This window comes from Nostoc sp. (genome assembly GCF_036917975.1).
Lineage (GTDB): Bacteria > Cyanobacteriota > Cyanobacteriia > Cyanobacteriales > Nostocaceae > Nostoc.
The window spans coordinates 53,562-79,663 of sequence record NZ_JBALEJ010000100.1 but is presented as its reverse complement, the minus strand read 5'-3'; the positions used below and the strand labels follow the sequence as shown (position 1 = coordinate 79,663).

The following is a 26,102-nucleotide window of genomic DNA, read 5'->3' as shown; positions in this document are numbered from 1 at the left end:
CCTCATAATATATCAATCTAAATAACTTTAAGCTCAATAAAAATCAGCATCATGAGTATTATTGTCTTTGGCAGTCTAAATATAGACTTGGTAGCAACAACACCCCGATTGCCAGTCGCAGGAGAAACGTTGCTAGGAGAAGATTTTTTTAAAGTTTCGGGAGGTAAGGGAGCCAATCAAGCCGTAGCGTTAGCAAAATTGGGCATTCCTACTCAGATAGTGGGGCGTATAGGTGCAGATGATTTTGGAACGGAACTTGTTAACAATTTGCAAGCAGCTGGTGTGCAGACTGATAACATTTTTGTGGATGAAACTGTTAGTTCTGGAGTTGCGATCATCACCGTGAGTCATACTGGTGAAAATCAAATCGTCGTTATTCCTGGTGCAAATGGGCGTGTAAATCAAGAAGATGTAGAGCGATTATTCCACCTTTTACCAACAGCTACAGCAATACTTTTACAACTAGAAATTCCGATTAATGCCGTAGTTGCTGCTGCTAAAGCTGCAAAAGGTGCAAACATAAAAGTAATTTTAGACCCAGCACCCGCACAATCTAATTTACCAGATGAACTGTATCCGTTAGTAGACATTATCACACCAAATGAAGTTGAAGCAGCGCAGTTAGTGGGTTTTTCTGTGGATGGAGAGGAACAAGCAGCCAAAGCAGCTGCGGCTTTGTTGGAACGGGGTGTGAAATGTGCGATCGTCAAACTTGGTTCTAAAGGTGTTTTTTGTGCCACTGCTGAGGAGAAATTTTTTGTACCCGCGTTTTCAATTCATGCAGTTGACACAGTAGCCGCAGGCGATGCTTTCAATGGCGGTTTAGCGGCGGCACTTTTTGAAGGACTTTCTTTACATCAGGCAGTTATTTGGGGTGCAGCCGCCGGTGCTTTAGCGGCGACAAAACCAGGCGCACAAACTTCGCTACCGAATAGATTTACATTTGATGCATTTCTTAAGGAAAGGGGATTGGGGACTAGACAGTAGGGGAGATGAACTATTAGACATCTCCGAAAAAGAATGTAGAGACGTAGCAGTGCTACGTCTCTACAAGGGTTATGGATAACGCATATTTAATTTCTGGAGATGTCTATTGATCCATACACAATCCCCAATCCCCAATCCCCAATCCCTAATCCCTATTTACCAATATCTTCATTCCAAAGTTCAGGGTTAGTTTCAATAAACTCACTCATAATTTGTTCGCATTCGTCAAGATTAAGATCAATTACTTCCACACCATGAGATACCATAAATTCTTTAGCACCAGGAAAAGTTTTGGATTCTCCAACGATGACTTTTTTAATGCCAAATTGTACCACTGCCCCAGCGCACAGGTAACACGGCATTAAAGTTGAATAAAGTGTTGTCCCTCTATAGCTGCCAACTCTTCCAGCATTGCGGAGACAATCGATTTCGGCGTGGGTAACAGGATCGGCGTCTTGCACACGTTTATTGTGTCCTTTGCCGAGAATTTTGCCATCTTTGACGAGAACCGAACCAATAGGAATTCCACCTTCTTGTCTGCCTTGTTTTGCTTCTTGAATAGCAGCTTCCATAAACTCATCCATATAATTCTCCTTTTATGACAAAACAACTTGTATTAATGGATCATGATGGCGGTGTAGATGATTATCTAGCAACTATGCTGCTATTGACGATGGATCATATAGAACTTCTTGGTGTTGTCGTCACTCCAGCAGATTGCTACATTCAACCAGCTGTTAGCGCCACACGTAAAATTCTCGATTTGATGGGATTTTCTCATATCCCGGTAGCAGAAAGCACAGTGCGCGGTATCAATCCATTTCCTACTCTCTATCGCCGTGATTCGTTTATCGTCGATCATCTCCCGATTCTCAATCAAAGGGAAACCATTATTACGCCTTTGGTTGCCCAAACAGGTCAAGATTTCATGATACAGGTGTTACGTGACGCATCAAGCCCCGTAACGCTGATGGTAACTGGCCCATTGACAACGGTTGCAGTAGCTTTAGACAAAGCACCAGACATTGAAGCCAAGATTCACAAAATTGTGTGGATGGGGGGCGCGTTAAATGTTGGTGGCAATGTGGAAAAAAGTTTGGAAGCAGGACAAGATGGTTCTGCTGAATGGAATGTTTATTGGGATGCAGTTTCAGCAGCGCGGGTATGGCAAAGCCAAATTGAAATTATTATGTGTCCTTTGGATTTAACTAACAATGTCCCAGTCACATCAGAATTAGTGCAAAAAATGGGGCGACAACGCCACTATCCCATCTCTGATTTAGCTGGACAATGTTATGCACTAGTTATCCCTCAAGATTATTATTTCTGGGATGTTTTGGCAACGGCTTATTTAGGACATCCAGAATATTATCAACTGCGCGAATGGGAAACAGAAATTATTACCACTGGTCTTAGTCAGGGGCGTACTAAAGTAGTTCCTGGTGGTCGGAAAATTTATGCAATGGATCGGGTAGATAAAGAGGCTTTTTATGGTTACATCTTGCAGCAATGGGCAAGATGAATCAATTCAAAATTCAAAATTCAAAATTAAATTCAGCCACTTACAAGGGATGGGGTTTCTACCTACCTTGGAAAACAAGGATTCTTTCTCTACGAGATGCTACCACGAACGCGCCACTTGCAGGCGTTAGCGTAGCGGGACGAAGTACGGTTTTAAACCTTCACTTTTTTCATAAAAATCTAAAAAATTAAGTGAAGTGGATACTCAAACTTTTGCCTGCACAAAAAAATCTTCAACTTGTCTGATTTGATCCCAATCAATGGCAGCAACCCATAACTTCTCATCTTCGGAGAACTGCACCACTCCATCAACTTCCAAATCCTCACTATATAGCGTGAGTAATCGCCCATTTTGTAGTTCAATACTTTGATTCGCCAAGTCTTCGATTGTACCAATACAGTTCAAACGCAAACGTCCTTCAACATCAGCATTATGAAAATCTACAAAAACTCTAGGGGTAATCATTCTAGGTGATCCAAGCTATAACTGCTGCTTTGCTGGATTAAGAACAGTAGGTGTAAGAAGTTGACTAACTTGCTATGGGTTTAAACCCCTCAATGTTGCATGATTAGAGTCTTACATTTTGTACGTCAGTTACTTGCAAACTGCTGTAAGAGGTTGTTTGAAAAGTCTAAATTCATACCAGCCCTGGCGATTAGAAATCGCGGCTACACGAGACTTTACCCACCTCCGTGGGTTAAAAACTCTTGATTTTTCATTAGTCCACGGAGGTGGACTTGGTTTGTGTAGTAGCGAATTATATTCGCCGAAAACTTTTCAAACATCCTCTAAGACTGAGAATTACTCATAGCGTGCCTTTTTAGATTTAATCACCTCAATGACATCATCGTGTCTTTGCCCCTCGATAATATCCTTGAGATGAATTTGCCCATTAATGTATTGAATATGGATGCGCCAACCTGAAACTTTATCGATATCAGCACGATAAATTGCCTACTTCACACCTTTTACTTTGTGCAGCCTCGTTTTTGGAAATTTTCTTGTTCTATGACACTCATTATCTTCAAGCTCTGCCAAGGCTTCAAGAAAAGCAATCTTTAGCTCGTCATCTGGCAAAATTTTCATGGCTTGATAAATAATGCCGTATTCATCACACAGAGTAAGGGTTTGTGCCATAAACCAACTTACGAGAACTGGGCAGTTTCTCTATTGTGATCGAGTAATCCTTGATACAAAGACTCTGCCACACCTTTATACGCTTTGTCGAGATCATCGTGTTTAACTACTCGAAAAAGAGTAAAAATAACTTGCCCAAAAATTGGATCTTCGTCAACTGTCAAAATCACCCTTAGTTTCTGCGAAACCCTTAGCGTGTACAGCGAAGATTCATAGCCATTAATATCTAACGGTAGCGCAAGACGATGCAACTTATGATAAATGTCAGCTTTTTTAGTTGGGAAGAGGCTGGCGCAATCATTGATTTTTTTAATCGTTGCGGCTTTCTCATCTTCACTCAGCCTACCAAGATCCTTCTCAAAGCTCCTTGTTGACTCAATTAGAACATCCACGTTACGAACCGCCAATCTGAATTTAGCTACTTGTCCTCTGTCCTTAGCATAGCAACAAAATCTTATTCCCTTAAGTGACTTTTTAGAAGCAATAAATATAGCTAGTAGAGCCTTAAGAGATGCTTAAATTAATTCTCCGTCATTAGAATCGTACCGATTCTATCGATTGGCTAGAGTAAAATCATAGTGATAATTTCGGACTTCATCGTGACTGATTACTCATAAGTAATAAACTTTAAACCTAAGAAGAGAGCAGCTACAGTTCCGGCAACAGAAATTTCTCCCTGAATAATTTTATCTAAAACTGATTCTACAGGAATCAATACAACTTCAATTTCTTCTGTAATATCTAGTTGTTGCTCTCCAGCTTTGCTCACATTTTCTGCTAAAAATAAATGTATTTGATTGGTATCTTTACTCGGCTTATCGTATAGAGTTCCAATTTTTCTAAATTCTTGGGGAATATAACCAGTTTCTTCTGTAAATTCTCTAATGGCTGCTATTTCTGCACTCTCTTTTGTGGGATCGAAGTTCCCTGCTGGCAGTTCTAAGAAAAATTCACCTATGGCGTGTCTGTATTGCCGGACAAAAATAATTTCTCTGCTACTAGTGATAGGTAAAACCATCGCAACGTCAGGCTTAATACTGACAAAATAATCATCGATAATTTTACCATTGGGCAATTCTATTTCATCTTGTCTTACCTTACACCAATAATGATCTAAGACCATTTTTGATTTTAAAGTCTTCCATTTTTTTAAGTTGTTCATAAATTAAGTAATATATTATGTATAAAAAATTCGCTATGAATGTAAAAAACTATAACAGATGCATCCGATAATCTAAATTTTCAACTTACACTAGCTTTTGCTATATCACAATATGTATAACAAGTATGCAAATAAATGTAAATTTATTTACAGTCAACAAGAGATTTCCTTTGACTATTAGTCGGGGTACGACGGCACAGACGACGAATGTATGGGTGAGGATCTCACACGATCGCATCGAAGGCTGGGGAGAAGCATCACCATTCGGTGTGGGTAATCATCGGCAATCAACTGATGCCATCAAAGACGCGCTACAGCAAGTTGTACCACTGTTACAAACATTCAGCCCCTTACAGAGGCAGGAAGTTGAGCAAGTTTTAACACAAAACCAGGTTCCTTCTGCGGCCAGGGCTGCTTTGGATATGGCAATGCATGACTGGTTGGGTAAGCGCGTCGGATTACCCTTGTGGCAAATTTGGGGACTCGATCGCAATCAAATAGTCCCGACTTCAGTCACAATTGGGATTAATTCGCCTGAAGGTGCGATCGCCAGAGCGCGAGACTGGTTACAATTTGCTGATGTTCGCCTTTTCAAAGTCAAGCTAGGTAGCCCAGATGGTATAGATGCAGATAAAAAAATGCTATTAGCAGTGCAAAAAGAAGCACCATTACCAGAGTTTTTTGTTGATGCCAACGGCGGTTGGAGTTTAGAAGATGCGATCGCCATGTGCAATTGGCTGGCTGATTTGGGTATAAAGTATGTAGAACAGCCATTGCCACGAGGGCAGGAATCAAGTTTAGCAAAACTCAAAGAACACTCTCCCCTACCCATCTTTGTCGATGAAAGTTGTTTCACAAGCGCCGATATTCCCCATTTGGCAAACTACGTGGATGGTATTAATATCAAACTGATGAAATCAGGGGGACTAACGGAGGCAATGCGAATGGTACACACAGCAAGAGCCTACGGGTTGCAAGTAATGTTCGGTTGCTATTCTGACAGTTCGCTAGCTAATACAGCAGCATTACAGCTAGCACCACTAGCTGATTATTTAGATTTAGACAGTCACCTGAATTTAATCGATGATCCTTTTACGGGTGCATTGCTAAAAGAAGGGAGAGTTTTGCCAAACGATTTACCAGGTTTGGGGGTACAACACAGTGCGTCTACCACTTAATCAACGAGTAGCTATCTTACTTCATGAGGGAATTAGCGGGCATCACGGCAAAACAGGGCTAGCAATTTTACGTTATAGTGAAGCCCCAATCGTAGCCGTAATCGATCGCGAATCTGCTGGCAAATCCCTAACAGAATTAACAGGTATCAAGCGTGAAGTGCCAATTGTGGCATCGGTAGCCGCAGCCCTAGAGTACCAGCCGGAAGTATTAGTAATTGGCATTGCCCCTGGTGGTGGTGCTGTACCAGATGATTACTGGCTAGAAATCAAAAATGCTTTAGAAGCGGGAATGTCTCTGGTAAATGGTTTACATACACCAATGGCAAGTATCCCAGAGTTAAATGCACTACTCAAACCTGGGCAATTAATTTGGGATATACGAAAAGAGCCGTCTAATATCAGTGTTGCTAGTGGCATAGCACGCACCCTTCCCTGTCGGCGGGTGTTGACAGTGGGAACCGATATGGCGATCGGTAAAATGTCAACTAGCCTAGAGTTACATTGGGCATCAAAACTGCGGGGTTGGCGTTCTAAATTTCTCGCTACAGGACAAACTGGTGTGATGTTAGAAGGGGACGGCGTGGCTTTAGATGCCGTGCGGGTAGACTTTGCCGCCGGTGCTGTGGAACAAGTAGTTATGCGTTATGGCAAAAACTACGACATTTTGCACATTGAAGGACAAGGTTCACTACTACACCCTGGTTCAACAGCAACTTTACCCCTCATTCGTGGTTCGCAACCAACCCAACTGGTATTAGTACATCGGGCGGGACAAGTTCATGTACGTAATCATCCCCATGTACTAATTCCACCCTTACCAGAGGTGATTAAGCTTTATGAAACTGTTGCTAGTGCTGGTGGTGCTTTTGGCAGTGTTCCTGTAGTGGGTATAGCGCTGAATACAGCCCATCTAGATGAGTCTGCGGCTAAGGAAAGTATCGCTCAAATAATAGCAGAAACAGGACTACCTTGCACCGATGTAGTACGCTTTGATGCCAATGTGCTTTTGGATGCAGTAATGAAGAATTAGCTGCTGTAATCAAAATCTCCAATCCCCAATCCCCAATCCCCAGTCCCCAGTCCCCAATCCCCAGTTCTCTACCCAAAAATACAAAACAAATTTGTGGCGATTCATAGTCATATCGAGTATGCTTTATATATGAACTCGTTATGACTATGAATTAGGATGCTCCCTGATAGAGCATCCCTCTATCTACTAGCTAAAATGTATTGTGGGCAATTTGAGTAACTTACTGGAGAGCTTTTTTACCCATGACTGAACCCCAAAACTTGACAACTGCTGACGGTATTCCAGTTAGCGATAACCAGAACTCACTTACGGCTGGATCGCGGGGGCCTGTATTAATCCAAGATTTCCATCTCTTAGAAAAGCTGGCTCATTTCAACAGAGAACGTATTCCTGAAAGAGTTGTCCACGCTAAAGGTGCTGCTGCTCACGGCACTTTGGCTATTACCAATGACATTACCCGCTACAGTAAAGCCAAACTTTTTTCGGAAATTGGTAAGAAAACAGAACTTCTCTTGCGCTTTTCTACAGTTGGCGGAGAAAAGGGTTCAGCAGATGCCGAGCGCGACCCTAGAGGTTTTGCCATCAAGTTCTACACTGAAGAGGGCAACTGGGATATTGTCGGCAACAATACTCCTATTTTCTTCATCCGCGACCCTTTGAAGTTTCCTGATTTCATCCATACCCAAAAGCGCAATCCCCAAACCAATTGCAAAGACCAGAATGCAAAGTGGGATTTTTGGTCACTCAGTCCAGAATCGCTTCACCAGGTGACGATCCTGTTTTCAGACCGAGGAATTCCCAAAACCCATCGACACATGGACGGCTTTGGTAGCCATACCTTCAGTTTAATTAATGTTAAGGGCGATCGCGTCTGGTGTAAATTTCACTTTAAAACTCTGCAAGGGCATCAAACTTTGACAGAGGAAGAATCGGCTAAAATTAAGGGCGAAGATCCCGATCATGCGACTCACGATCTGTTTGAAGCGATCGCTAAAAAAGACTATCCTAAGTGGCGGATGTGTATTCAGGTGATGACCGAGGAGCAAGCGGCCAAACATCCTGATAATCCTTTTGACTTAACTAAAGTTTGGAAGCACTCAGATTATCCTTTAATTGAAGTCGGGATATTAGAGCTAAATCGTAACCCTGAGAATTATTTCGCCGAAGTAGAGCAAGCCGCTTTTAGCCCTAGTGCAGTAGTTCCTGGCGTTAGTTTCTCTCCAGACAAAATGCTGCAAGCTCGCATCTTTTCTTACCCAGATGCTCAACGGTATCGCTTGGGTGGTAACTACCAGCAACTACCTGTTAACCAGCCCAAATGTCCAGTGATGCATTATCAGCGAGATGGCTTTATGGCACCGGGGAACAACGGCGGTAGCGTTCCTAACTATGAACCGAATAGTGCTGAGGGTACGCCTAAAGAAAATCTAGCTTATGCAGAACCACCTAGTCATTTGGGCGATGTCACAGTTGATCGTTACAGTCATCGTGAAGGAAACGACGATTACACCCAAGCTGGTGATCTGTATCGGTTACTAACTCCTGAACAGCAAGAGCGTCTTGCTAAAAATATTGTTGGTAGTCTCTCTCAAGCAAGGCAAGACATCCAAATGCGCCAACTCTGCCACTTTTTTAGGGCAGATGTTTCCTATGGTAGTCGTGTAGCTGAGGGGTTAGGCATTTCAATTGATCCCTCAGTATTTTCTCATAATGCTCAACCTGTAGGTAACTGGTAGCCTCGTAGTTTCGTAGGATGTGTTATGCAGATTCAGATCCCCGACTTCTTCAAGAAGTCGGGGATCTAATAAATGAAATTCGAGACGCTAAAAGACGCGATAAATCGCCGTCTCTACAATAATTCGCGATCGCTTGTATTTTTTAAGGGCGATCGCTGGAATGTTTTTTCATAACATCAAGTCGTAAGGGCACAGCATTGCTGTGTCTCTACCGCATCCTTTATTTACCTGAAAATAGCTGTAAGTGTGGGTATTTTATTTCTGGGGTAAGAATTTTTATATATTATGTATACTTGAACAGTGACTTTAGTCATGGATATATTTGTGACTTTTGTAATAATATTTTTTTCAAGAAAAGAGTTTTAATAATGTGAGGCAGAAACTAAATAATCTAAAACATATTGGAATATCGGCTTTTAATAAGCATCTGATAATTCCGGTAGGTTATGGTTTGTCCTATTTATATCAATGTTATTTAGTAACTCCTAATAACAGGTAAATTTATTAGTTAAAAGAATAAAAATGAGCTACTATGATTTTGATGAGCATTTCTGGTCACCAAAAACTGCCTATATTCAATCAAAATCAGCAGATTCCAGCCGAAAATCTTCTTATAAAAAATTAATTAATATTGTTCTAATCATATTGATGTCTGTATGCACAGGCTTGTTAATAACAATTTTATTTAGAATCAGCAATAGCAATCTAGATGGAAATTTTATCAATAGAAACAATATTGATGGTAATTGCTTGATGTTTAAGGGTAACAGTAGATTTCAAATTTATTGCTCGAAATTAGACTAATTTTAATAATTAAAAATCACAAATTAATCGGAAAAACATACTCCTCGGAGCGATCGCACATTTACTATGTGTTTTCTAGTACATTACTAGCCAGTTGTAGCGTAAAGCCTTTTCTTCGAGAGGCTTCGCCAACGGCATAGATTCGCTTAACGCACAGCGTCTCCAAGAGTTGCGATGATCGAGCGCTGTGGGTTGACTGCTCTTGTTATTCTACAGCGTTGGGTCAATAACTGGCGATTTGCGGCTGTTCTGTTCTGTTGATATCTCATTTAAACGGCAGCACATGACGATCAATGTCGGCTTAAAACAATCGTCCACAAATAATTGTTCCACAACGAATTGCATGACATTGTTGCAATTTTTTAATAGTTCTACCCTCAGAACCTCAAAAGCTGCTTCTTACTACTCTGGTAAAAAATGCTGAAACTATTAAGATTAGAGCATCTGCCTACTGAATACTTACTAATCTTTCCCAGCCATGCCTCTGTCACGCATAGTAACGCTGATTGTCGGTCTAATTGTCATTTTGGGGCTAGCCCTATGGCTAATTGATTCCCTATCACGCCTCTACTGGCAATTGTCCTATTCGCCGTTGCTAGGTAATTTGCTGCTGTTGCTGCTGATTGTCCTCATTGGAGCCTTGGTTGCCGCTTTCGTCTATTATGTATTGGTAATTAGAACTGGGGAAAAGCGATCGCGTCGCAACCCAAAGCGAGTAACTGCGGCACAAATTCCGGCTGCTAAATCTGACGCTGCTTCTACAACTCTACAGGCTGTGCGGCAACAGGTAGGGCAAATTCAAGATGAAGTAGCACGTCAGGCTTTATTAAGTCGATCGCGAGAGATTGAAGCCAATCTAGCGCGGGGTGAAATTCAAGTGGTGGTATTTGGTACGGGGAGTGCTGGCAAAACTTCCCTAGTTAATGCAATTATGGGACGCATGGTTGGTCAGGTGGATGCACCGATGGGTACAACCCAGGTTGGAGAAACCTATTGTCTGCGGTTGAAAGGATTAGAACGGAAGATTTTAATTACAGATACGCCGGGGATTTTAGAAGCAGGGGTAGCGGGAACAGAACGGGAACAGATGGCGCGAGAACTAGCAACAGAAGCAGATTTACTGTTGTTTGTGGTGGATAATGATTTACGACGTTCAGAATATGAGCCACTGCGAGGTTTGGCAGAAATTGGGAAGCGATCGCTCCTAGTTCTCAACAAAACTGATTTATATACAGATGAAGATAAAGAATCCATCCTCGCGAGATTGCGTCAACGGGTACGGGGATTTATTGCTACTAATGATGTGGTAGCGATCGCAGCTAATCCCCAACCGGCACAACTCGAAACTGGCGAAACCTTCCAGCCGGAACCCGATATTGTTCCGTTGCTGCGGCGCACGGCTGCTGTTTTACGTGCTGAAGGTGAAGATTTGGTGGCGGATAATATTCTTTTGCAATCTCTGCGATTGGGAGACGAAGCGCGAAAACTCATCGATGGCCAGCGCCGTCGTCAAGCTGACAAAATTGTAGAACGGTTTCAATGGATTGGTGCTGGTGTGGTATCAGTAACCCCTATACCAGTTGTAGATTTATTGGCGACAGCCGCAGTTAATGCTCAAATGGTTGTGGAAATTGGCAGAGTGTACGGCTGCGAATTGAATATGGAACGAGGACGAGAATTAGCCCTTTCTTTAGCGAAAACCATCGCCAGTTTGGGCATTGTTAAGGGAGCAATTCAATTATTATCTACAGCTTTGCAACTTAATGTTGCCACCTTTATTATTGGTAGAGCAATTCAAGGTGTGACAGCAGCTTATTTAACGCGAATTGCTGGTAAAAGTTTTATTGAATATTTTCGTCATGACCAAGATTGGGGTGATGGTGGAATGACAGAAGTTGTACAGCGACAGTTTCAAATTAATCGCAGAGATGAATTTATCAAAGCTTTTATTCAGGAAGCGATCGCGCGGGTAGTGAAGCCGTTACAAGATAAATCTGAGGTGGTTGAACACGATGAAGAAATCAATAGTTAAATAATTCAGAAATCAATGTGCTTACTGTTATTAAGCTTTTAAGTGTGCTACCCTATTGACAAAAATCAAGGTAAAATAACAATGGATCGAACAGTAACTATTGAAGACGCATTAGAATTAATCAAACAGCTTTCATTGATAGATAAAATACGTTTAATCGAGCGAATTGCACCCCAAATTGAACGAGAGTTAACAAATACTCAATCTAAACCGCGAAAATCGTTGCGAGGATTATGGCGAGGTAGTAATGTTTCTGAATCGGATATTGACCAGATGCGGCGACAAGTTTGGAGAAACTTTCCACGTGAGGATGTTTAATGTCTGATTTGGTAACAGATACTCACGCACTAATTTGGTATTTAGAGGATAGTCCAAACCTTAGTGTTGCTGCCAACGAAGCATTTGACAAGTGCGATGGAGGTGAAATTACAATCTATATACCAACAATTTGCTTAGTCGAAATAGTTTACTTGCAGGAAAGAAGACGAATATCAGCAGATATGAAATATCAGCTAGATACTGCATTAGCTAGTAAAAGTAGTGGATTAGCTTTAGTTAACTTAACAACTGAAATTGTTGATGTATTATCCACAATACCACGCGATAATGTTCCAGATATGCCTGACAGAATTATTGCTGCAACAGCAAGGTATATGGGTTTAGCTTTGATTAGTCGAGATGCCAAAATAGTTTCATCTGGAATAAGTATTGTTTGGTAAAGGAGAAATTAATCCCTTGGCATTTTCAGAAATTATGGTTTCTGTGCAGCGACTCTTAGAGATATTAAGAATTGTAATCAAATATAATATTTTATTACGTAATAATACTTAACAAATTAAACTTGCATTTAAGGTATCAAAATTCTGGTTATTTATTTCTAAAGTATTCCGGAAACAGGAGGGAATGTCAGAAAAAGTAAATAAAAGAACTTACTGAGTAACCAGGTCATGAGCCACCACATAATCGGTAAATTACTACAAGGGCGTTACCAAATTGTCCAAAGCCTGGGTGCAGGGGTGTTTGGGCAAACATACATTGCTATAGACGTAGATTATCCAGAGAATCCCAAATGCGTTGTTAAGCAGATTAAAGTTAGCAGTTCCGAATCTGGCTACTTGGAGATGCTGAGGTTACTGTTTCTGACTGAAACCCAAACCCTCAAGCTTCTGGGAAGCCATGACCAAATTCCTGAATTTATCGCTTGCTTTGAAGAAAACGAGCAATTTTATTTAGTGCAAGAGTGTATTGAAGGACATGCGCTGACTGCGGAATTGCCCATCGATCAATTTTTCGGGTGTCTGTGGAGTGAAAGCGAAGTTGTAGAATTTTTGATAGATGCCTTAGGTATTCTAGAATTTGTTCACTCTCAGGGCGTGATTCATTGCGATATCAAACCGGAAAACTTGATCAGACGTAATAGCGATCGCAAGTTAGTTATGATTGACTTTGGCTCAATCCAGTCTATCGATTTTGGGATAGGCGCAGAATTGCCCATTTATCGAATTCCCGTCACTTCATTGGGATACATACCACCAGAGCAATTTATTGGTCAAACACAGCCCAACAGTGATATTTATGCTTTGGGTATGATTGCCATTCAGGCTTTAACTGGGTTAGAACCACTACAATTAAAAGTTGATCCTTGTACTAATGAAATTTTTTGGCGTTCTCCAAACACGCCAGTTAACGATTATCTAGCTGCTGTTCTCAGCCAAATGATCCGCTACAATTACCAAGACCGCTTTGAGTCTGCCGGTGAGGTACTGCGGGTACTTAAGCAAATAGTATGGGAAACTCAGCCATCAGAAATATTAGAAGCAGATTCTCAATTTCTTCTAGAAGCGGCAAAAAATCCTGCATCTGTAAAGTCATCACTGTTATTCACAGGAATGAAAGTAGGATTGGCAGCTAATTCTTTATTGATGGGATTTGGTGTATATTCTTTAGTTAATACTGCACCTGCATACTCAGAAACAGATACTTTATATAAAGCAAAAAAAGAATATCAAGCAGGGGATTTAGAAGAAGCGATCGCACTCGCTAAATCAATTCCATCCCATAGCAATGTTTATCCAGAAGCGCAAGCCACAATTGAAGAATGGCAAGAGCAATGGCAAGTAGCTGCACAGCAATACGAAATAGCACAAATAGCTTTTCATGATAGCAGATGGTCAGATGTTCTTCATGCTGCTGGTAAAGTTCCAAATATTTTATATTGGCAATCTAAAACAGATAAACTAGTTCAGAAAGCAGCTGTCAATATTGAAGTACAGACACAAGATTTATTAGCAAAAGCTTACGTAAGAGCCGAGATAAAAGATTTTTCTGGCGCATTACAATACCTGCGTCAAATCCCTCAAGAAAGTCATGCAGGTGCTTTAGTTCAAGAAAAGTTAGCTGAGTACGATCGAAAGCGGCAGATCAGAGCAGCCTATTATTTACAGAAAGCCTATAAAAAAGCATCTATTGGTGATTTCGAGCTGGCTCTAAAACTTCTCAAAAAGATTCCTCAAGATACTCTAGTTTATGCTCAAGCTCAAGTCAAATTGAATGAGTATACTCAAAAACAACGCGTTACAGATGACAATCAAAAGGTAGCTTTTGCAAAAAGAACAAATTCATCCTTCTCTAAAAACTCAGCTACTAAAATTGAATATCTTCAGGGAGTAAATTACTTGCAAGAGGTGAATATTCGATAGTTACAACAATTTCTGGAAAATGGATTTGTGAAATACAGTAATTTTAAAATGCGGGGAATATACATTATTGCAGGGGCACATATATTATTGTGCCCCTATGCGTATGGTCTATTCAATTGAAAACGGCTGTCGGTTCGTAATTAGCGTGAGATTGTTTCCATCCCCGTGAGGGGTAAAGGAATTAAAACTCTTAGAGTTAGGCATAACCCTGACTGATAGAGGGTATGTTTCCATCCCCGTGAGGGGTAAAGGAATTAAAACCTTAAAAGTTCCCGATATTAATATTAATGTGGGAGGTAGTTTCCATCCCCGTGAGGGGTAAAGGAATTAAAACAATGGGCTTCTCAAATCCGGATGATTTACAATTCAGAGTTTCCATCCCCGTGAGGGGTAAAGGAATTAAAACGATATAGCGTTTACAGAAGACCCTCTGGTTTTCTTGTTTCCATCCCCGTGAGGGGTAAAGGAATTAAAACCATAGATCCACCGGACGATGAATTTGGAGGATCAGAAGCTGGTTTCCATCCCCGTGAGGGGTAAAGGAATTAAAACCCTGAAATTGTTGATTACTTTGTAGATTGTTGGTTGGTTTCCATCCCCGTGAGGGGTAAAGGAATTAAAACTGTTGTTTGATTACTAGGAAATTAAAATCATGGAAATGTTTCCATCCCCGTGAGGGGTAAAGGAATTAAAACCCTACCCATTTAGAAGCCTTATACAGACAGGGTTACAGATACCCATTTTCGCGGGGGGTCTAATTTACCTGTCAATAAGCTACATTTATTGAGAATTTAGTACTAGTAGACCCTTCTCAAAAGCTTACCCAGAGAGATTTTCGCGGGGGTCAACGAAATCATAAGGGTTTTGGCGATCGCTCTACCCCCGCGAAAAACTTACGTATGGAAAGTAAAACTAAGCACTTTTAGGTTTATTTTGGAACTTGATATTAAGTTTTCAAGGTTCTGTGATTATAAGCAGCAGTATAACAAACTACTTAAAGTTTTGAAAGCCGGAAGTATTAACTTTTCTATAGTGATGTTTTCTTTTATTGACTTTACAAATTCTAAATTATCGGATGGGTAGTTCAATGATAAACTCTATACCTTCACCTGGTTTAGAATCGTATGTGAGCTTGCCATGATGATTATTGACCACAATTTGGTAAGCAATAGATAGACCAAGCCTCAATTTCCGCAACCCCTCCACCCAACCTACAATTTTTTTACTGTATTCATTTTTAATTTTTAATTTTTAATGAGAGCATCCCAATGAGAGCTTAAATCTTTTCCCTCACCCCCAGCCCCTCTCCCAAACATGGGAGAGGGGAGACATAACTCTAGTTCCCCTTCTCCCAAATATGGGAGAAGGGGTTAGGGGATGAGGGCTATCAAGGTTTTTGCACATTTGGGATGCTCCCTTTTTAACAAACTCCGTGGGTTTAAGTCCCCCGGTTCAATAACCGGCAAGTTTTGGGTCGGGGTATAAATCCCCGTCACAAAACTTAATTACGAATTACGAATTACGAATTACGAATTATTTAATTCCCTTGCGGTGGATTGGTGGAATTAGGAAATGGCAGAACTGGCACAATTACAGGCTTAGGCTTTGATATTTCGCCTTGCAGTTGAATTTGGGCTTGATTGCGGCCGTCTATTGCTTGTTGGTAATTAGACTTATATTTTATTGCTTGATCGTAAGACGCGATCGCATCTTTAAACCGTTTCAAATTTAATAGCGCATTGCCTCTGCTATACCAGCTTTCAGAATGGTCTGGTTTATAGCGAACTGCCTTATTATAAGACGCGATCGCATCTTCGTATTTCTGCAATATGTATTGTGAATTCCCTAGATTATACCAGAGTTGATAGTCATTTTGCTTAATTGTTGCAGCTTTATTGTAAGATTTTATTGCTTCTTCATAACGTTGGCTTTGATGCAGCGACCAGCCCAAATTATACCATGCTTGATAGTTTCTGGGATTGGATTTAATTACTTGATTAAAAGATTCAATTGCTTCTGGATAACGTTTTAAATTTAACAATATGTTACCTCTTGATAACCAAGCTTGATAATAATTTGGCTGGTATTGTACAGCTTTATCATAAGCGGTGAATGCATCTTGATAGCGTTGGAGCTTCACTCGATTATTTCCCAGGTTGTACCAAGCTTGCTCGTAGTCTGGTTTGAGTTCAACGACTTTTTCCAAGGCTGCGATCGCTTCTTCATATCGTTTAGAATTTTGCAACGCTAATCCTTTTTTGTACCAAGCTTCGTAATTATCTGGCTTGAGTTCAATCGCTTTTTCATAAGACTTAATTGCTTGGTCATATTGGTTTAAATTACTGAAAGCGTCACCCTTAGCATTCCAGACTTCTGAGTTGTTGTTATTTAATTCTAAGGCTTTGTCAAAAGAAGCGATCGCTTCTTGATATCGTTGTAAATTTCCCAATACAAAACCTCTTCCAACCCAAGCATCTAAATAATCTGGTTTAATTTGAATTGCTTTGTCATACGCCACTAATGCTTCTTTGTACTTTTTTAATTTATCTAGCGTTTTGCCTTGACCATTCCAGCCTTGAGGATAATCTGGTCGAATATTAACGGCTTTTTCATATACTTCTAGCGCGTCTTGATAACGTTGCAAATCAAAAAGCGTATTTCCTTGTTTAGATAATTCTATGGCATTATTTGAATTAATATTATTCCAAATAAATATTGATGCTACACCACCAACCCCAAGCAAAAATATTGATAGTAAAATCTTACCAAGTGTACCTTTTTTCGGTTGCGGTTTATTAATATTTTTTGGTGGCAAAATGGGAGTTAAAGCTATTGTTTGGGCAGGTGGTTTTGTTAACTCTTTCAGCGCTTGTAATGCCACCGTTGCAGAAGGATAGCGTTGCCGAAAATCATAGCACACCATTTTATCTAAGAATTGAGCGAATTCTGGCGTAACCGTGGCTTGATTATGCCAGATAATTTCATTAGTATCAGCATCTTTGACTATTTCTTCTGGTGATAATCCCGTGAGAGATTGAATAGCAATTATTCCCGCAGCATAGATATCACTGCTTAATTTTGGCGTACCATGAGCTTGTTCACCAGGAATATAGCCAGGTGTACCGATAGCTACTGTTGCGATAGTTTGACCTTGGGGAGTAATAACTTGAGTAGCAATTTGTTTAACCGCACCAAAATCAATTAAAATTAGTTTGCCATCTGGTTTGCGTCTGAGAATATTTCGCGGATTGACATCACGATGAATTACATTCTGTTGATGGACAAATTCTAAGATTGTCAAAAGTTCTTGTAAAAGTGAAATTACTTCCTCTTGACTTAGGGTTTTACCTGGTGTTAATTCTTGACTGAGGTCGTGACCTTCGATCAATTCTTGTACGAGATAAAATTCGGCATCCTCCTCAAAATAAGCTAAAAGTTGGGGAATGCGATCGTGAGTTCCTAATTTATACAGAACTTGTGCTTCCGTATTAAATAAACGCCTAGCTGTTTCCAAAGTTACTGGATCGCTTGCCTGGAGTTTGAGTTTCTTAACGACACATAGAGGTGAACCGGGTAATTGAGTATCAGAAGCCACAAAAGTTTCACCAAAACCCCCACCTCCCAAGTGACTAATAATTTGGTATCTTCCTACAAGTGTGTTTCCCAGCATCTCGTTTACCTAATTAAGTGCGATGCGATCTGATTTCAATCTTGCCACACGTTAAGGAATAGGGAGATGAGGGGATGAATCAATTCAAAATTCAAAATTCAAAATTCAAAATTCAAAATTAAAGACAGCCACGCCACTTGCGGGTGGGGTTTCAACAACCCTTGGGAAACAATGATTCTTTCTCGTGCGAACGCTACCGCGAACGCGCCACTTGCGGGCGAAAGCGCGTAGCGGGACGAAGTACGGTTTTAAACTCACTTCTTTTCATAAAGAGGACAAGGGGAACAAGGGAGACAAGGGGGAATTATGAACAAGTCTTTTCCTTGTCTACCCCGTCTCCCTTGTTTCTTATCCATGCCCAATGCCCAATACCCCAAATCTATATGATTCCTATTAGTGATAATATTCGTTGTCGAAGTAAGCCGATTATTAATTATTGGTTGATTGGCATTAATCTGGCTGTGTTTTTATGGGAACTTAAACTAGAATTTAATGATGAACTGGGCTATTTTGTCAATAGTTGGGGTGTAATTCCAGCGCAGATTAGTGGGGCAATTACAAATGCACTCTTCTTCAACAATGCTGCTTGGATAATTGTAATTTGGCGAACATTTTCGCTACTTTTTGGAATATTTCTGCACGGCAGTTTTAGTCAAATATTAGGAAATCTACTATTTTTATGGGTTTTTGGGAAAACTGTAGAAAATATTCTGGGACACAAACGCTATCTCGGATTTTATCTTGCTGCTGGCGTGATTACAGAGGTATTACAAATTCTGACTGAACCGAGTTTGACAGTACCACTGATTGGGGCAAATGGTGCGATCGCAGCTATTTTAGGAGCTTATGTTATGAAGTTTCCTAAAGCTAAAATTGACACCATTTTGCCGTTAATAATCTTGTATATCCCTATCCAAGTACCGGCCTTTTTCTATATATTTTGGTGGTTTGGACAACAATTATTTTATGGTATCGGCAGCTTAAATATTCCTCCTGTTGGCGTAAATCAATCGGGTGTTGTTTTCTGGGGGCAAGTAGTGGCATTATTAATAGGTGCAGCTTTCATGCGATTAAAGAAATAAATTTTCTTTAGCTACTTTTGTAGCGTGGTCATTATTGACTGATGCCGAAAACCTCTATTTTTATATTTGTGGCAGTGCTTAACCTACAGTTATTGGAACTCACATATATCTTTTGGCTGAAATATCTTGGTTTTGCTTAAAGAAACATATCGTTAATAGACAAAATGATTGCTGTAATAATATTTTAAATTTTGACTTTTAAAGTATTTATATACCTTTTGATGGATTGAATTTTCATCTATAAAATTCATAGATCAAACTAGGACATACCTCAATATAGTTCAGATTTAGGAACAAAACACTTGTAGAGACGGCGATTTATCGCGTCTCGAAACCCAAAATTTTTGCCAGTAGCCCTTAACCCAAGCGTATTAGGGCATACATCTCTTCAAATCGATGTTATTAAGTATGAGTGGTGTACAAGATGCCAAATGTTGATAAAATTAACTTTCAACTCACTGATGAATTAGCAGTTTTGCGGCAGCGTGTAGCTGAGTTAGAGCAATCAGAGATATCTTATCAGCAAAGGCAAGCAGCGCTTGAGCAAGAATTAATAGAATTAAAAAGAAATCTACCAGAAGAAGTAGGAAATCCTGATATTCCAGTTGTCGATCTGCATATTGATAAGGACACATCCACTATCAATCTATCAACAAATGTGGAAGTGATTCTACAGCAGCTTCAACAAGAAATTGCCAAACGAGAGCAAGTAGAAGTAGTCTTAAGAGAGAGTGAAGAACGGCTGAGGCTAGTTCTAGATGTTTCTGAGATGGGCTTGTGGGATTGGAATGTTGTTACCAATCAAGTAATCTGGTCTGAAAATTATGAAATGCTTTTTGGTCTAATCCCAAGTAGTTTCGATGGGCCTTACGAGACCTTTCAAAAGTGCGTTTATCCTGAAGATAAGCAATCTGTTATGCAGGCGATCGCTCACGCTTTGACACACAAAACTGACTACAACGATGAATTTCGCATAGTTCGGTCAGACCAAAGCGTACATTGGATTTCTGCTAAGGGAAAATTTATTTATGACGATGGGGGTCAAGCAGTAAGAATGATCGGCGTTTGTATGGAAACTACTGTGTGCAAGCAGGCAGAAGAAAGCACTCGCGAACTAACAACCCAAGTCCAAGAACAGGCAAATATCTTAAATGCTATCCTTACTGCCTCCGTCGATCATATTTATATTTTTAATCGTAGAGGTTGTTATCAATATATTAGTCGTGATGGTGCAACAATACTAGGCTTAAAACCCCAAGATATTATCGGCAAAACTTTGCCAGAATTGGATTTACCTCCAGACCTCATAATGCAGGTAGATAACCAACGAAAAGCTGTAATGAAAACTGGGCAGCCGCTCAAAGATGAGTGTAAATATATTGCTGCTGATGGCATTCATTATTATGAATATATTCTCACTGCATTACGCAATGTTGACCAAACAATTGAAGGCGTAATTGCTGTTTCTCGTGATATCACCGAACATAAACGGGCAGAAAAATCATTACGTGAAAGTGAAGCACGATTTCGGCGTTTGTTTGAATCTAACCTTATTGGAGTCGCTTTTTGGACTGTAGATGGATTAGTGATTGATGCTAATGATGCCTTTCTTCAACTAGCTGGCTACACTCGTGATGAGTTTACCACTTTAGGTAAAATTAATTGGAGAGAACTTACTCCTGTTGAGTATAAAGATTTAGACGATCGCGCCATTTTAGAGGTGCAAACCACTGGAGTTTCCAAAATTTACGAGAAAGAGTACATCCATCGCAACGGCAAGCGAGTACCAATTGTCTTGGGGGTGGCCCTGCTGAATGACTCTCAAGAACATGGTGTTGCTTTTGTACTAGATATTACCAATCGCAAACTAGCAGAAAAAGAATGCGATCGCCTCCTCGAATGCGAAAGGACAGCACGCCAACAAGCAGAAATCGCCAACAAAATTAAAGATGAATTTCTAGCAGTTCTCTCCCATGAATTGCGAACCCCACTCAACCCCATCCTGGGATGGTCGAAAATGCTGCGGACTCGCAAATTTGACGACAAAACTACTAACCACGCCTTAGAAGCCATTGAACGCAACGCCAAATTACAAACCCAGCTAATTGAAGATTTGTTAGATGTGTCTCGCATCCTCCAAGGAAAATTAAACTTGAATGTCTGTCCAGTAAACTTGGTAATGGTAGTTGAAGCAGCACTAGAAACGGTACGACTAGCAGCAGAAGCTAAGTCAATTCAAATTCAGACCTTATTTGATCCCAGTTTAGGACAAGTGATGGGCGACCCAAATCGGCTGCAACAAGTTGTGTGGAACCTGCTTTCTAATGCGGTAAAATTTACACCAACAGGCGGACGCGTAGAAATTCGACTCATGGAAGCTGATAATCAGATTCAAATTCAGGTCAGCGATACAGGTAAGGGAATTATCCCAGATTTTTTACCTTATGTGTTTGATTACTTTCGCCAAGCTGATGGCACAACTACGCGGACATTTGGCGGACTAGGTTTAGGATTAGCGATCGTGCGTAAAGTTGTAGAAATGCATGGGGGAAAAGTTCAAGCCGAAAGTCCTGGAGAACAAGCAGGTGCAACCTTCACTGTTGAATTACCGCTTTTAATCAGAAGCGAACAGGTTTGGGGTGAAGAGAATCAGTCTTTATCTTCTGAGTCTGAATCCTCCCTCCTTGCGGACACTCAAGTTTTAGTGGTAGACGATGAACCAGATATCCGCGACTTAATTACCTTTATTTTACAAGATTACGGTGTAGAAGTAACCGCCGTAGCATCAGCACAAGAAGCACTACAAGCACTATCTGAGTCGATACCAGATGTTTTAATTAGTGATATTGGAATGCCAAAGACAGATGGTTATATGCTGATGCGGGAAGTGCGATCGCGATCGCCTCAACAAGGAGGAAGCGTACCAGCGATCGCGCTGACAGCTTATGCAGGAGAAATGAATCAACAGCAGGCGCTAGCAGCAGGATTTCAAATGCATATCTCCAAACCAGTAGATCCAGATGTATTGGTGAAAGCGATCGCTGATTTGATCAAGTAGTCATTGGTCATTGGTCATTAGACATCTGGTGAAAATGAATGTAGAGACGTAGCACTGCTACGTTTCTACAAGGGTTCTGGGTAACGCATCTTTAATTTCTGGAGATGTCTATTAGTTAAGCCTCAAAAACACTCCGGGGTAGGTTGGGTTGAGGAACGAAATTCAACCTACAAATCTGCTTTACTGTTAGACTCTGAATAGTCCTTATGCTTTCAGGAATTATGGTATCTGTTGAGCAGATTATGAAAGAAGCTTTAACTTTGCCCAGTGCAGCGAGAGCATTGTTGGCAGAAAAGCTGGTTGAAAGTCTTGAATTTGATGTAGACGAAACACTCCAAACACTGTGGACAGATGAAGCCAAGAAGCGTAGAGACGAAGTTCGTAGTGGTGCAGTTTCACCCATTCCTGGAGAGGAAGCGTTAGCTAGAGTAAGACAACTTTTGGAGTAATGAAATACGTCTTTCATCCAGCAGCATTGAGTGAATACGGTGAAGCAGTCAAGTTTTACGCAGAGCGCCGGGTTGAATTAGCACAAGCATTTATTAATGCGGTTGAGGATGCAATTTTCCGAATTATCCAGTCACCGACTCGTTGGGCTGTTGTTGACGAAGACATTCGTCGATGTCTAACGCGCAAATTTCCCTATGGAATTTTATACACTATTGAGGAAGATCGCGTTTTAATTTTGGCGGTAATGCACTGTAGTCGTGAACCGGGATACTGGAAAGAGCGCCTCACAGAGAAACCATCGGATGGATAAAATAAACTCGAAATAAATTTCTAAAAATGAATCAACAGCAAGATTTTAAATGTATATTTCCAAATCAGTAGATCCAGATGCATTGGTGAAAGCGATCGCTGATTTGATCAAGTAGTCATTGGTCATTAGTTAAGCCTCAAAAACACTCCGGGGAGTGCAAACCGAAACAATCACATTGTCAGTCGAAACAATCGCATTGTCAGGCGAAACAATCACATTGTCAGTCAAAACAATCACATTGTCAGTCAAAACAATCGCATTGTCAGGCAAAACAATCGCATTGTCAAGCGAAACAATCGCATTGTCAGGTAAAACAATCGCATTGTCAGGTAAAACAATCGCATTGTCAGCCCTCAAAACGCGATCGCTCATATTTATAACACTACTAAAGGTACTAGTTATCCCTTTGAGAATCGCTATAAGATTAGTAAAAGGGTCTTCTAGGTTTGGATGAAAATGACTGAGCAACGTGATGCTGATTTACCATCAACCGATTCTCAGCAATTGAGCGAACCGACCAACAAAACGATTACCAAGTCGGTCGATAATTCCTGGACAAACCGCCTTGGTGGTATCTGGAACAAAGCAACAACACGTCTAACGCAACTCCTACCCGTAGAACAAGTGGCACAGACGGTTGTAGAATGGTTTAGCGTCAGCGAAACTCAGGTTGCAGAGATTTTAGAGAAAATCCGAGCCGAACTACCAACTACAGAAGCCCTTCTAATTGGTAAACCCCAAGCCGGAAAAAGTTCAATTGTCCGGGGGTTGACGGGAGTCTCTGCCGAAATTATCGGTCAGGGATTTCGTCCTCATACGCAACACACCCAGCGCTATGCTTATCCTTCCAATGACCTGCCGTTACTGATTTTTACTGATACGGTGGGATTGGGTGATGTTAAACAAGATACTCAAACAATCATTCAGGAGTTAGTTGGCGATTTACAACAGCAAACGCGTTCCGCCAGAATCCTCCTTTTGACCGTTAAAATCAATGATTTTGCAACTGAAACTCTACGACAAATTGCTCAACAACTACACCAGAAGTATCCAGACATCCCCTGTCTGCTGGTAGTTACTTCCTTACATGAGGTTTATCCTGCCGATACCGCCGATCATCCCACCTATCCGCCAGATTATGAGGAAGTCAATCGCCCATTTGCCGCAATCCAACAAGCCTTCGCAGGAATAACAGATCGCTCTGTACTCATCGACTTTACCTTAGAAGAAGATGGCTACAATCCGGTATTTTACGGCTTAGAAGCACTGCGAGATTCCTTAGCAGAACTCCTTCCACAGGCAGAAGCCCAGGCAATTTATCAGCTATTAGATCGAGAAGAAGTAGGTCAGCAAATTAGTAACCTCTACCGAGATGCTGCACGCCGTTATATTTTGCCATTTGCGATTATGTCTGCTACCCTCGCTGCTGTACCTCTGCCATTTGCCACAATGCCCGTACTCACTGCCTTGCAAGTATCAATGGTGGGACTATTGGGTAAATTATATGGGCAGACAATTACGCCATCTCAGGCGGGAGGTGTTGTAAGTGCGATCGCAGGTGGTTTTTTAGCACAAGCTATTGCACGGGAGTTAATTAAATTTATACCAGGTTTTGGGAGTGCGATCGCTGCCTCTTGGGCAGCCGCTTATACTTGGGCACTAGGGGAAGCAGCCTGCGTTTACTTTGGTGATTTAATGGGAGGTAAAAAACCCGATCCCCAGAAAATTCAGTTGGTGATGCAAGAAGCGTTTCAGGCGGCGCAAGAACGGTTTAAGGGAATCAAACGTTAAGAAAATTTTAGATGTTGAGTTGGCTGCTTCAACTTATGTAATTAACTGAAGGGGTAATAAAATCTAATTAGCCAAAACACTTGTAGAGACGGCGATTTATCGCGTCTTGTAACCCAAGCGTATTGATCTATGCCTACACCTTCTCCTTGGCTGCTGGCACAATGCCAAACTTATTTAAACCTGCATCGATTTCTCTAAGTGTTTTAAAATCTTCCTCTGGCAAAGGATAGCTACTACTACTCAACAAACCTTCACTGATAGCAGGTTGCTTTTCCAAAAAAGAGAAAGCTTGGCGAAATTGCTGCGGTTCGGCTTTAATCGGTGAATCAAAATGGCAGGGAATAATCCACTCAAAGTCCCAACTTGCAACTTTATCAGCCCACTCAATGGTTTCTTTGGGTGCGCGGTTCAGAATCAATGTCTGTAAAATTGGGGCGACAAACAAACGCCCATTTCCTCGCAAAGCATCAAACGATCGCTGCCAATCTGGATGCCATTTAAAGGGATACAATCCAAAATAGGCTTTTCTTGAGCGTTCTGGTGCTTTCAGGGCATCTTGCAACACCTGACTCCATTGGGGTATCTCTAGTGCCCTTGGTTGGAAGTACAAAGTAAACAACGAGATCCGCCCCCATCCCTTACGGCGATTTTCCTGAATGTCTGCAACAATATCAGAAGCACGATCCTTGGCATGGAATAGCAAAGGATATGGATCTAATAGAACGATCGCAGGTGGATCTTCTGGGATCGAAAGCACGGAATCTGTTACTAAAAGAGTATGCGATCGCTTGTGAAAAAAAGCAACTTCCGCAAATCGACCAGCCCCAAGAGCGATGGGGCCAAGCATTGCATAATCAAACTCATCAGCAAAGGGTGTTTTGCGACTATCTTCTGGGAGTAATTGAGTTCGTTTTGGGGGTAAGCCAAGCCAGCTAAGGGGTAGATTTAGCGGAAAACTCCACTGATGGGGAGCCACAAACACCTGTGCAGTTGGAAAGTATCTGGCGAAGGGGCCGACGAAAACCTTGTGTTCTATACCAGAGATTGTTGGCAAAATAATGTACTTAACATTACCGTGTTTTGCCACCAACTCATTCACAAGCCGGATGCACTCTGGAGTTGGCGCAACAGGCGCGTAAACGAGAAGACCTCCAGCTTCGAGTTTGACAACAGTCATGCGAATCGGGACAACAACGTAGAAAATGCCCTGAATCTGGTCAAAATTCCAGATTGTGTCCTTAAGGACTTCTTTACGGATTGTCTGCCGCCTGCCATAAGGGTAGAGTGGCAAAACAGGCCATAATCCCCAGGAAAAATCCCTTGGGTAAATCTGTTGTGTATTGACTATGGGTTCATCATCAGCCACTCTGCAACCCTCTCTAAATTCCCTGCTCAAATTGTTTTTATTTGTTATTCCTAAAGTTGGAGTTTAGCAAATTGTTGAGATAACAATA

The 26,102-nt window shown here is 41.1% G+C and carries 23 protein-coding genes and 1 CRISPR repeat array; of the genes, 14 read left to right on the top strand and 9 right to left on the bottom strand.

Translation table 11 applies throughout. The features are described from left to right. Positions 1-51 precede the first annotated feature (51 nt). A complete protein-coding gene (rbsK, locus tag V7K76_RS31625) occupies positions 52-987 on the top strand; it encodes a ribokinase (protein WP_334777302.1) in 936 nt (311 codons plus the stop codon). A gap of 152 nt (positions 988-1,139) precedes the next feature. Here rbsK and V7K76_RS31620 read toward each other — a convergent pair whose 3' ends face one another. Then, positions 1,140-1,571: a nucleoside deaminase gene (locus V7K76_RS31620; RefSeq protein WP_334777301.1), complete on the bottom strand. Its 432-nt coding sequence runs from the start codon at positions 1,569-1,571 to the stop codon at positions 1,140-1,142. A gap of 14 nt (positions 1,572-1,585) precedes the next feature. On the opposite strand from V7K76_RS31620, the gene V7K76_RS31615 reads away from it, so the two are divergent. Next, positions 1,586-2,509, top strand: a complete 924-nt coding sequence (locus V7K76_RS31615) for a nucleoside hydrolase (protein ID WP_334777300.1) — start codon at positions 1,586-1,588, stop codon at positions 2,507-2,509. A 204-nt stretch (positions 2,510-2,713) separates the two neighbouring features. Here the strand turns inward: V7K76_RS31615 and V7K76_RS31610 are convergent, their stop codons facing one another. The 4 genes from V7K76_RS31610 to V7K76_RS31595 form a co-directional block, all read right to left on the bottom strand. Next, a complete protein-coding gene (locus tag V7K76_RS31610) occupies positions 2,714-2,974 on the bottom strand; it encodes a hypothetical protein (protein ID WP_334777299.1) in 261 nt (86 codons plus the stop codon). A gap of 489 nt (positions 2,975-3,463) precedes the next feature. Then, positions 3,464-3,646 (bottom strand): hypothetical protein, encoded by a 183-nt coding sequence (locus V7K76_RS31605; protein ID WP_334777298.1) that lies wholly within the window; start codon positions 3,644-3,646, stop codon positions 3,464-3,466. 8 nt (positions 3,647-3,654) lie between these two features. After that, positions 3,655-4,053, bottom strand: a complete 399-nt coding sequence (locus V7K76_RS31600) for a hypothetical protein (protein WP_334777297.1) — start codon at positions 4,051-4,053, stop codon at positions 3,655-3,657. A gap of 200 nt (positions 4,054-4,253) precedes the next feature. After that, on the bottom strand, positions 4,254-4,808 hold the full coding sequence (locus V7K76_RS31595) for an NUDIX hydrolase (protein WP_334777296.1): 555 nt from the start codon (positions 4,806-4,808) through the stop codon (positions 4,254-4,256). Between the two features lie 125 nt (positions 4,809-4,933). Here V7K76_RS31595 and V7K76_RS31590 point away from each other — a divergent pair, with 125 nt between their 5' ends. The 7 genes from V7K76_RS31590 to V7K76_RS31560 all read left to right on the top strand — a co-directional run bounded on the left by V7K76_RS31590 (position 4,934) and on the right by V7K76_RS31560 (position 14,287). Next, positions 4,934-5,986 (top strand): dipeptide epimerase, encoded by a 1,053-nt coding sequence (locus V7K76_RS31590; RefSeq protein ID WP_334951524.1) that lies wholly within the window; start codon positions 4,934-4,936, stop codon positions 5,984-5,986. Continuing rightward, positions 5,970-7,016 (top strand): DUF1611 domain-containing protein, encoded by a 1,047-nt coding sequence (locus V7K76_RS31585; RefSeq protein WP_334951526.1) that lies wholly within the window; start codon positions 5,970-5,972, stop codon positions 7,014-7,016. Before V7K76_RS31590 ends, V7K76_RS31585 begins: the two co-directional genes overlap by 17 nt. 242 nt (positions 7,017-7,258) lie before the next feature. Then, positions 7,259-8,752 carry a catalase gene (locus V7K76_RS31580; RefSeq protein WP_335030372.1) on the top strand — a complete coding sequence of 498 codons (1,494 nt, stop codon included), beginning with the start codon at positions 7,259-7,261 and terminating at the stop codon, positions 8,750-8,752. Positions 8,753-10,034: 1,282 nt separating this feature from the next. Beyond that, positions 10,035-11,588: a YcjF family protein gene (locus V7K76_RS31575; protein ID WP_334777290.1), complete on the top strand. Its 1,554-nt coding sequence runs from the start codon at positions 10,035-10,037 to the stop codon at positions 11,586-11,588. 81 nt (positions 11,589-11,669) lie between these two features. Next, positions 11,670-11,906, top strand: coding sequence for a hypothetical protein (locus V7K76_RS31570; protein WP_334777289.1), 237 nt, complete (start codon positions 11,670-11,672; stop codon positions 11,904-11,906). After that, a complete protein-coding gene (locus tag V7K76_RS31565) occupies positions 11,906-12,307 on the top strand; it encodes a type II toxin-antitoxin system VapC family toxin (protein ID WP_334777288.1) in 402 nt (133 codons plus the stop codon). The genes V7K76_RS31570 and V7K76_RS31565 overlap by 1 nt, the downstream gene beginning before the upstream one ends. Positions 12,308-12,535: 228 nt before the next feature. After that, the gene (locus V7K76_RS31560) at positions 12,536-14,287 is read left to right on the top strand and encodes a serine/threonine-protein kinase (RefSeq protein ID WP_334777287.1); all 1,752 of its coding nucleotides are present in this window, start codon (positions 12,536-12,538) and stop codon (positions 14,285-14,287) included. 153 nt (positions 14,288-14,440) lie between these two features. Then, positions 14,441-14,982: a CRISPR direct-repeat array (repeat unit 35 nt; unit sequence GTTTCCATCCCCGTGAGGGGTAAAGGAATTAAAAC). 373 nt (positions 14,983-15,355) lie between these two features. Here V7K76_RS31560 and V7K76_RS31555 read toward each other — a convergent pair. Beyond that, the gene (locus V7K76_RS31555) at positions 15,356-15,475 is read right to left on the bottom strand and encodes an ATP-binding protein (protein ID WP_334951534.1); all 120 of its coding nucleotides are present in this window, start codon (positions 15,473-15,475) and stop codon (positions 15,356-15,358) included. Positions 15,476-15,824: 349 nt separating this feature from the next. Further along, positions 15,825-17,957 carry a tetratricopeptide repeat protein gene (locus V7K76_RS31550; RefSeq protein WP_334777286.1) on the bottom strand — a complete coding sequence of 711 codons (2,133 nt, stop codon included), beginning with the start codon at positions 17,955-17,957 and terminating at the stop codon, positions 15,825-15,827. A gap of 383 nt (positions 17,958-18,340) precedes the next feature. On the opposite strand from V7K76_RS31550, the gene V7K76_RS31545 reads away from it, so the two are divergent. The 4 genes from V7K76_RS31545 to V7K76_RS31530 all read left to right on the top strand — a co-directional run bounded on the left by V7K76_RS31545 (position 18,341) and on the right by V7K76_RS31530 (position 22,857). Beyond that, positions 18,341-19,039 (top strand): rhomboid family intramembrane serine protease, encoded by a 699-nt coding sequence (locus V7K76_RS31545; RefSeq protein WP_334777285.1) that lies wholly within the window; start codon positions 18,341-18,343, stop codon positions 19,037-19,039. A 424-nt stretch (positions 19,040-19,463) separates the two neighbouring features. Next, positions 19,464-22,097, top strand: a complete 2,634-nt coding sequence (locus V7K76_RS31540; protein ID WP_334777283.1) for a PAS domain S-box protein — start codon at positions 19,464-19,466, stop codon at positions 22,095-22,097. A gap of 221 nt (positions 22,098-22,318) precedes the next feature. Further along, positions 22,319-22,546 (top strand): addiction module protein, encoded by a 228-nt coding sequence (locus V7K76_RS31535; RefSeq protein WP_334777312.1) that lies wholly within the window; start codon positions 22,319-22,321, stop codon positions 22,544-22,546. Further along, complete coding sequence (locus tag V7K76_RS31530) at positions 22,546-22,857, top strand: type II toxin-antitoxin system RelE/ParE family toxin (protein ID WP_334777282.1); 312 nt, start codon at positions 22,546-22,548, stop codon at positions 22,855-22,857. The genes V7K76_RS31535 and V7K76_RS31530 overlap by 1 nt, the downstream gene beginning before the upstream one ends. A 129-nt stretch (positions 22,858-22,986) precedes the next feature. Here V7K76_RS31530 and V7K76_RS31525 read toward each other — a convergent pair whose 3' ends face one another. Continuing rightward, entirely contained in the window at positions 22,987-23,229 is a 243-nt protein-coding gene (locus V7K76_RS31525; protein WP_334777281.1) for a hypothetical protein, read from the bottom strand. 84 nt (positions 23,230-23,313) lie between these two features. Here V7K76_RS31525 and V7K76_RS31520 point away from each other — a divergent pair, with 84 nt between their 5' ends. Further along, the gene (locus V7K76_RS31520; protein WP_334777280.1) at positions 23,314-24,648 is read left to right on the top strand and encodes a GTPase family protein; all 1,335 of its coding nucleotides are present in this window, start codon (positions 23,314-23,316) and stop codon (positions 24,646-24,648) included. 133 nt (positions 24,649-24,781) lie between these two features. Here the strand turns inward: V7K76_RS31520 and V7K76_RS31515 are convergent, their stop codons facing one another. Continuing rightward, positions 24,782-26,014, bottom strand: coding sequence for a DUF4336 domain-containing protein (locus V7K76_RS31515; RefSeq protein ID WP_334777279.1), 1,233 nt, complete (start codon positions 26,012-26,014; stop codon positions 24,782-24,784). Positions 26,015-26,102: the final 88 nt, after the last annotated feature.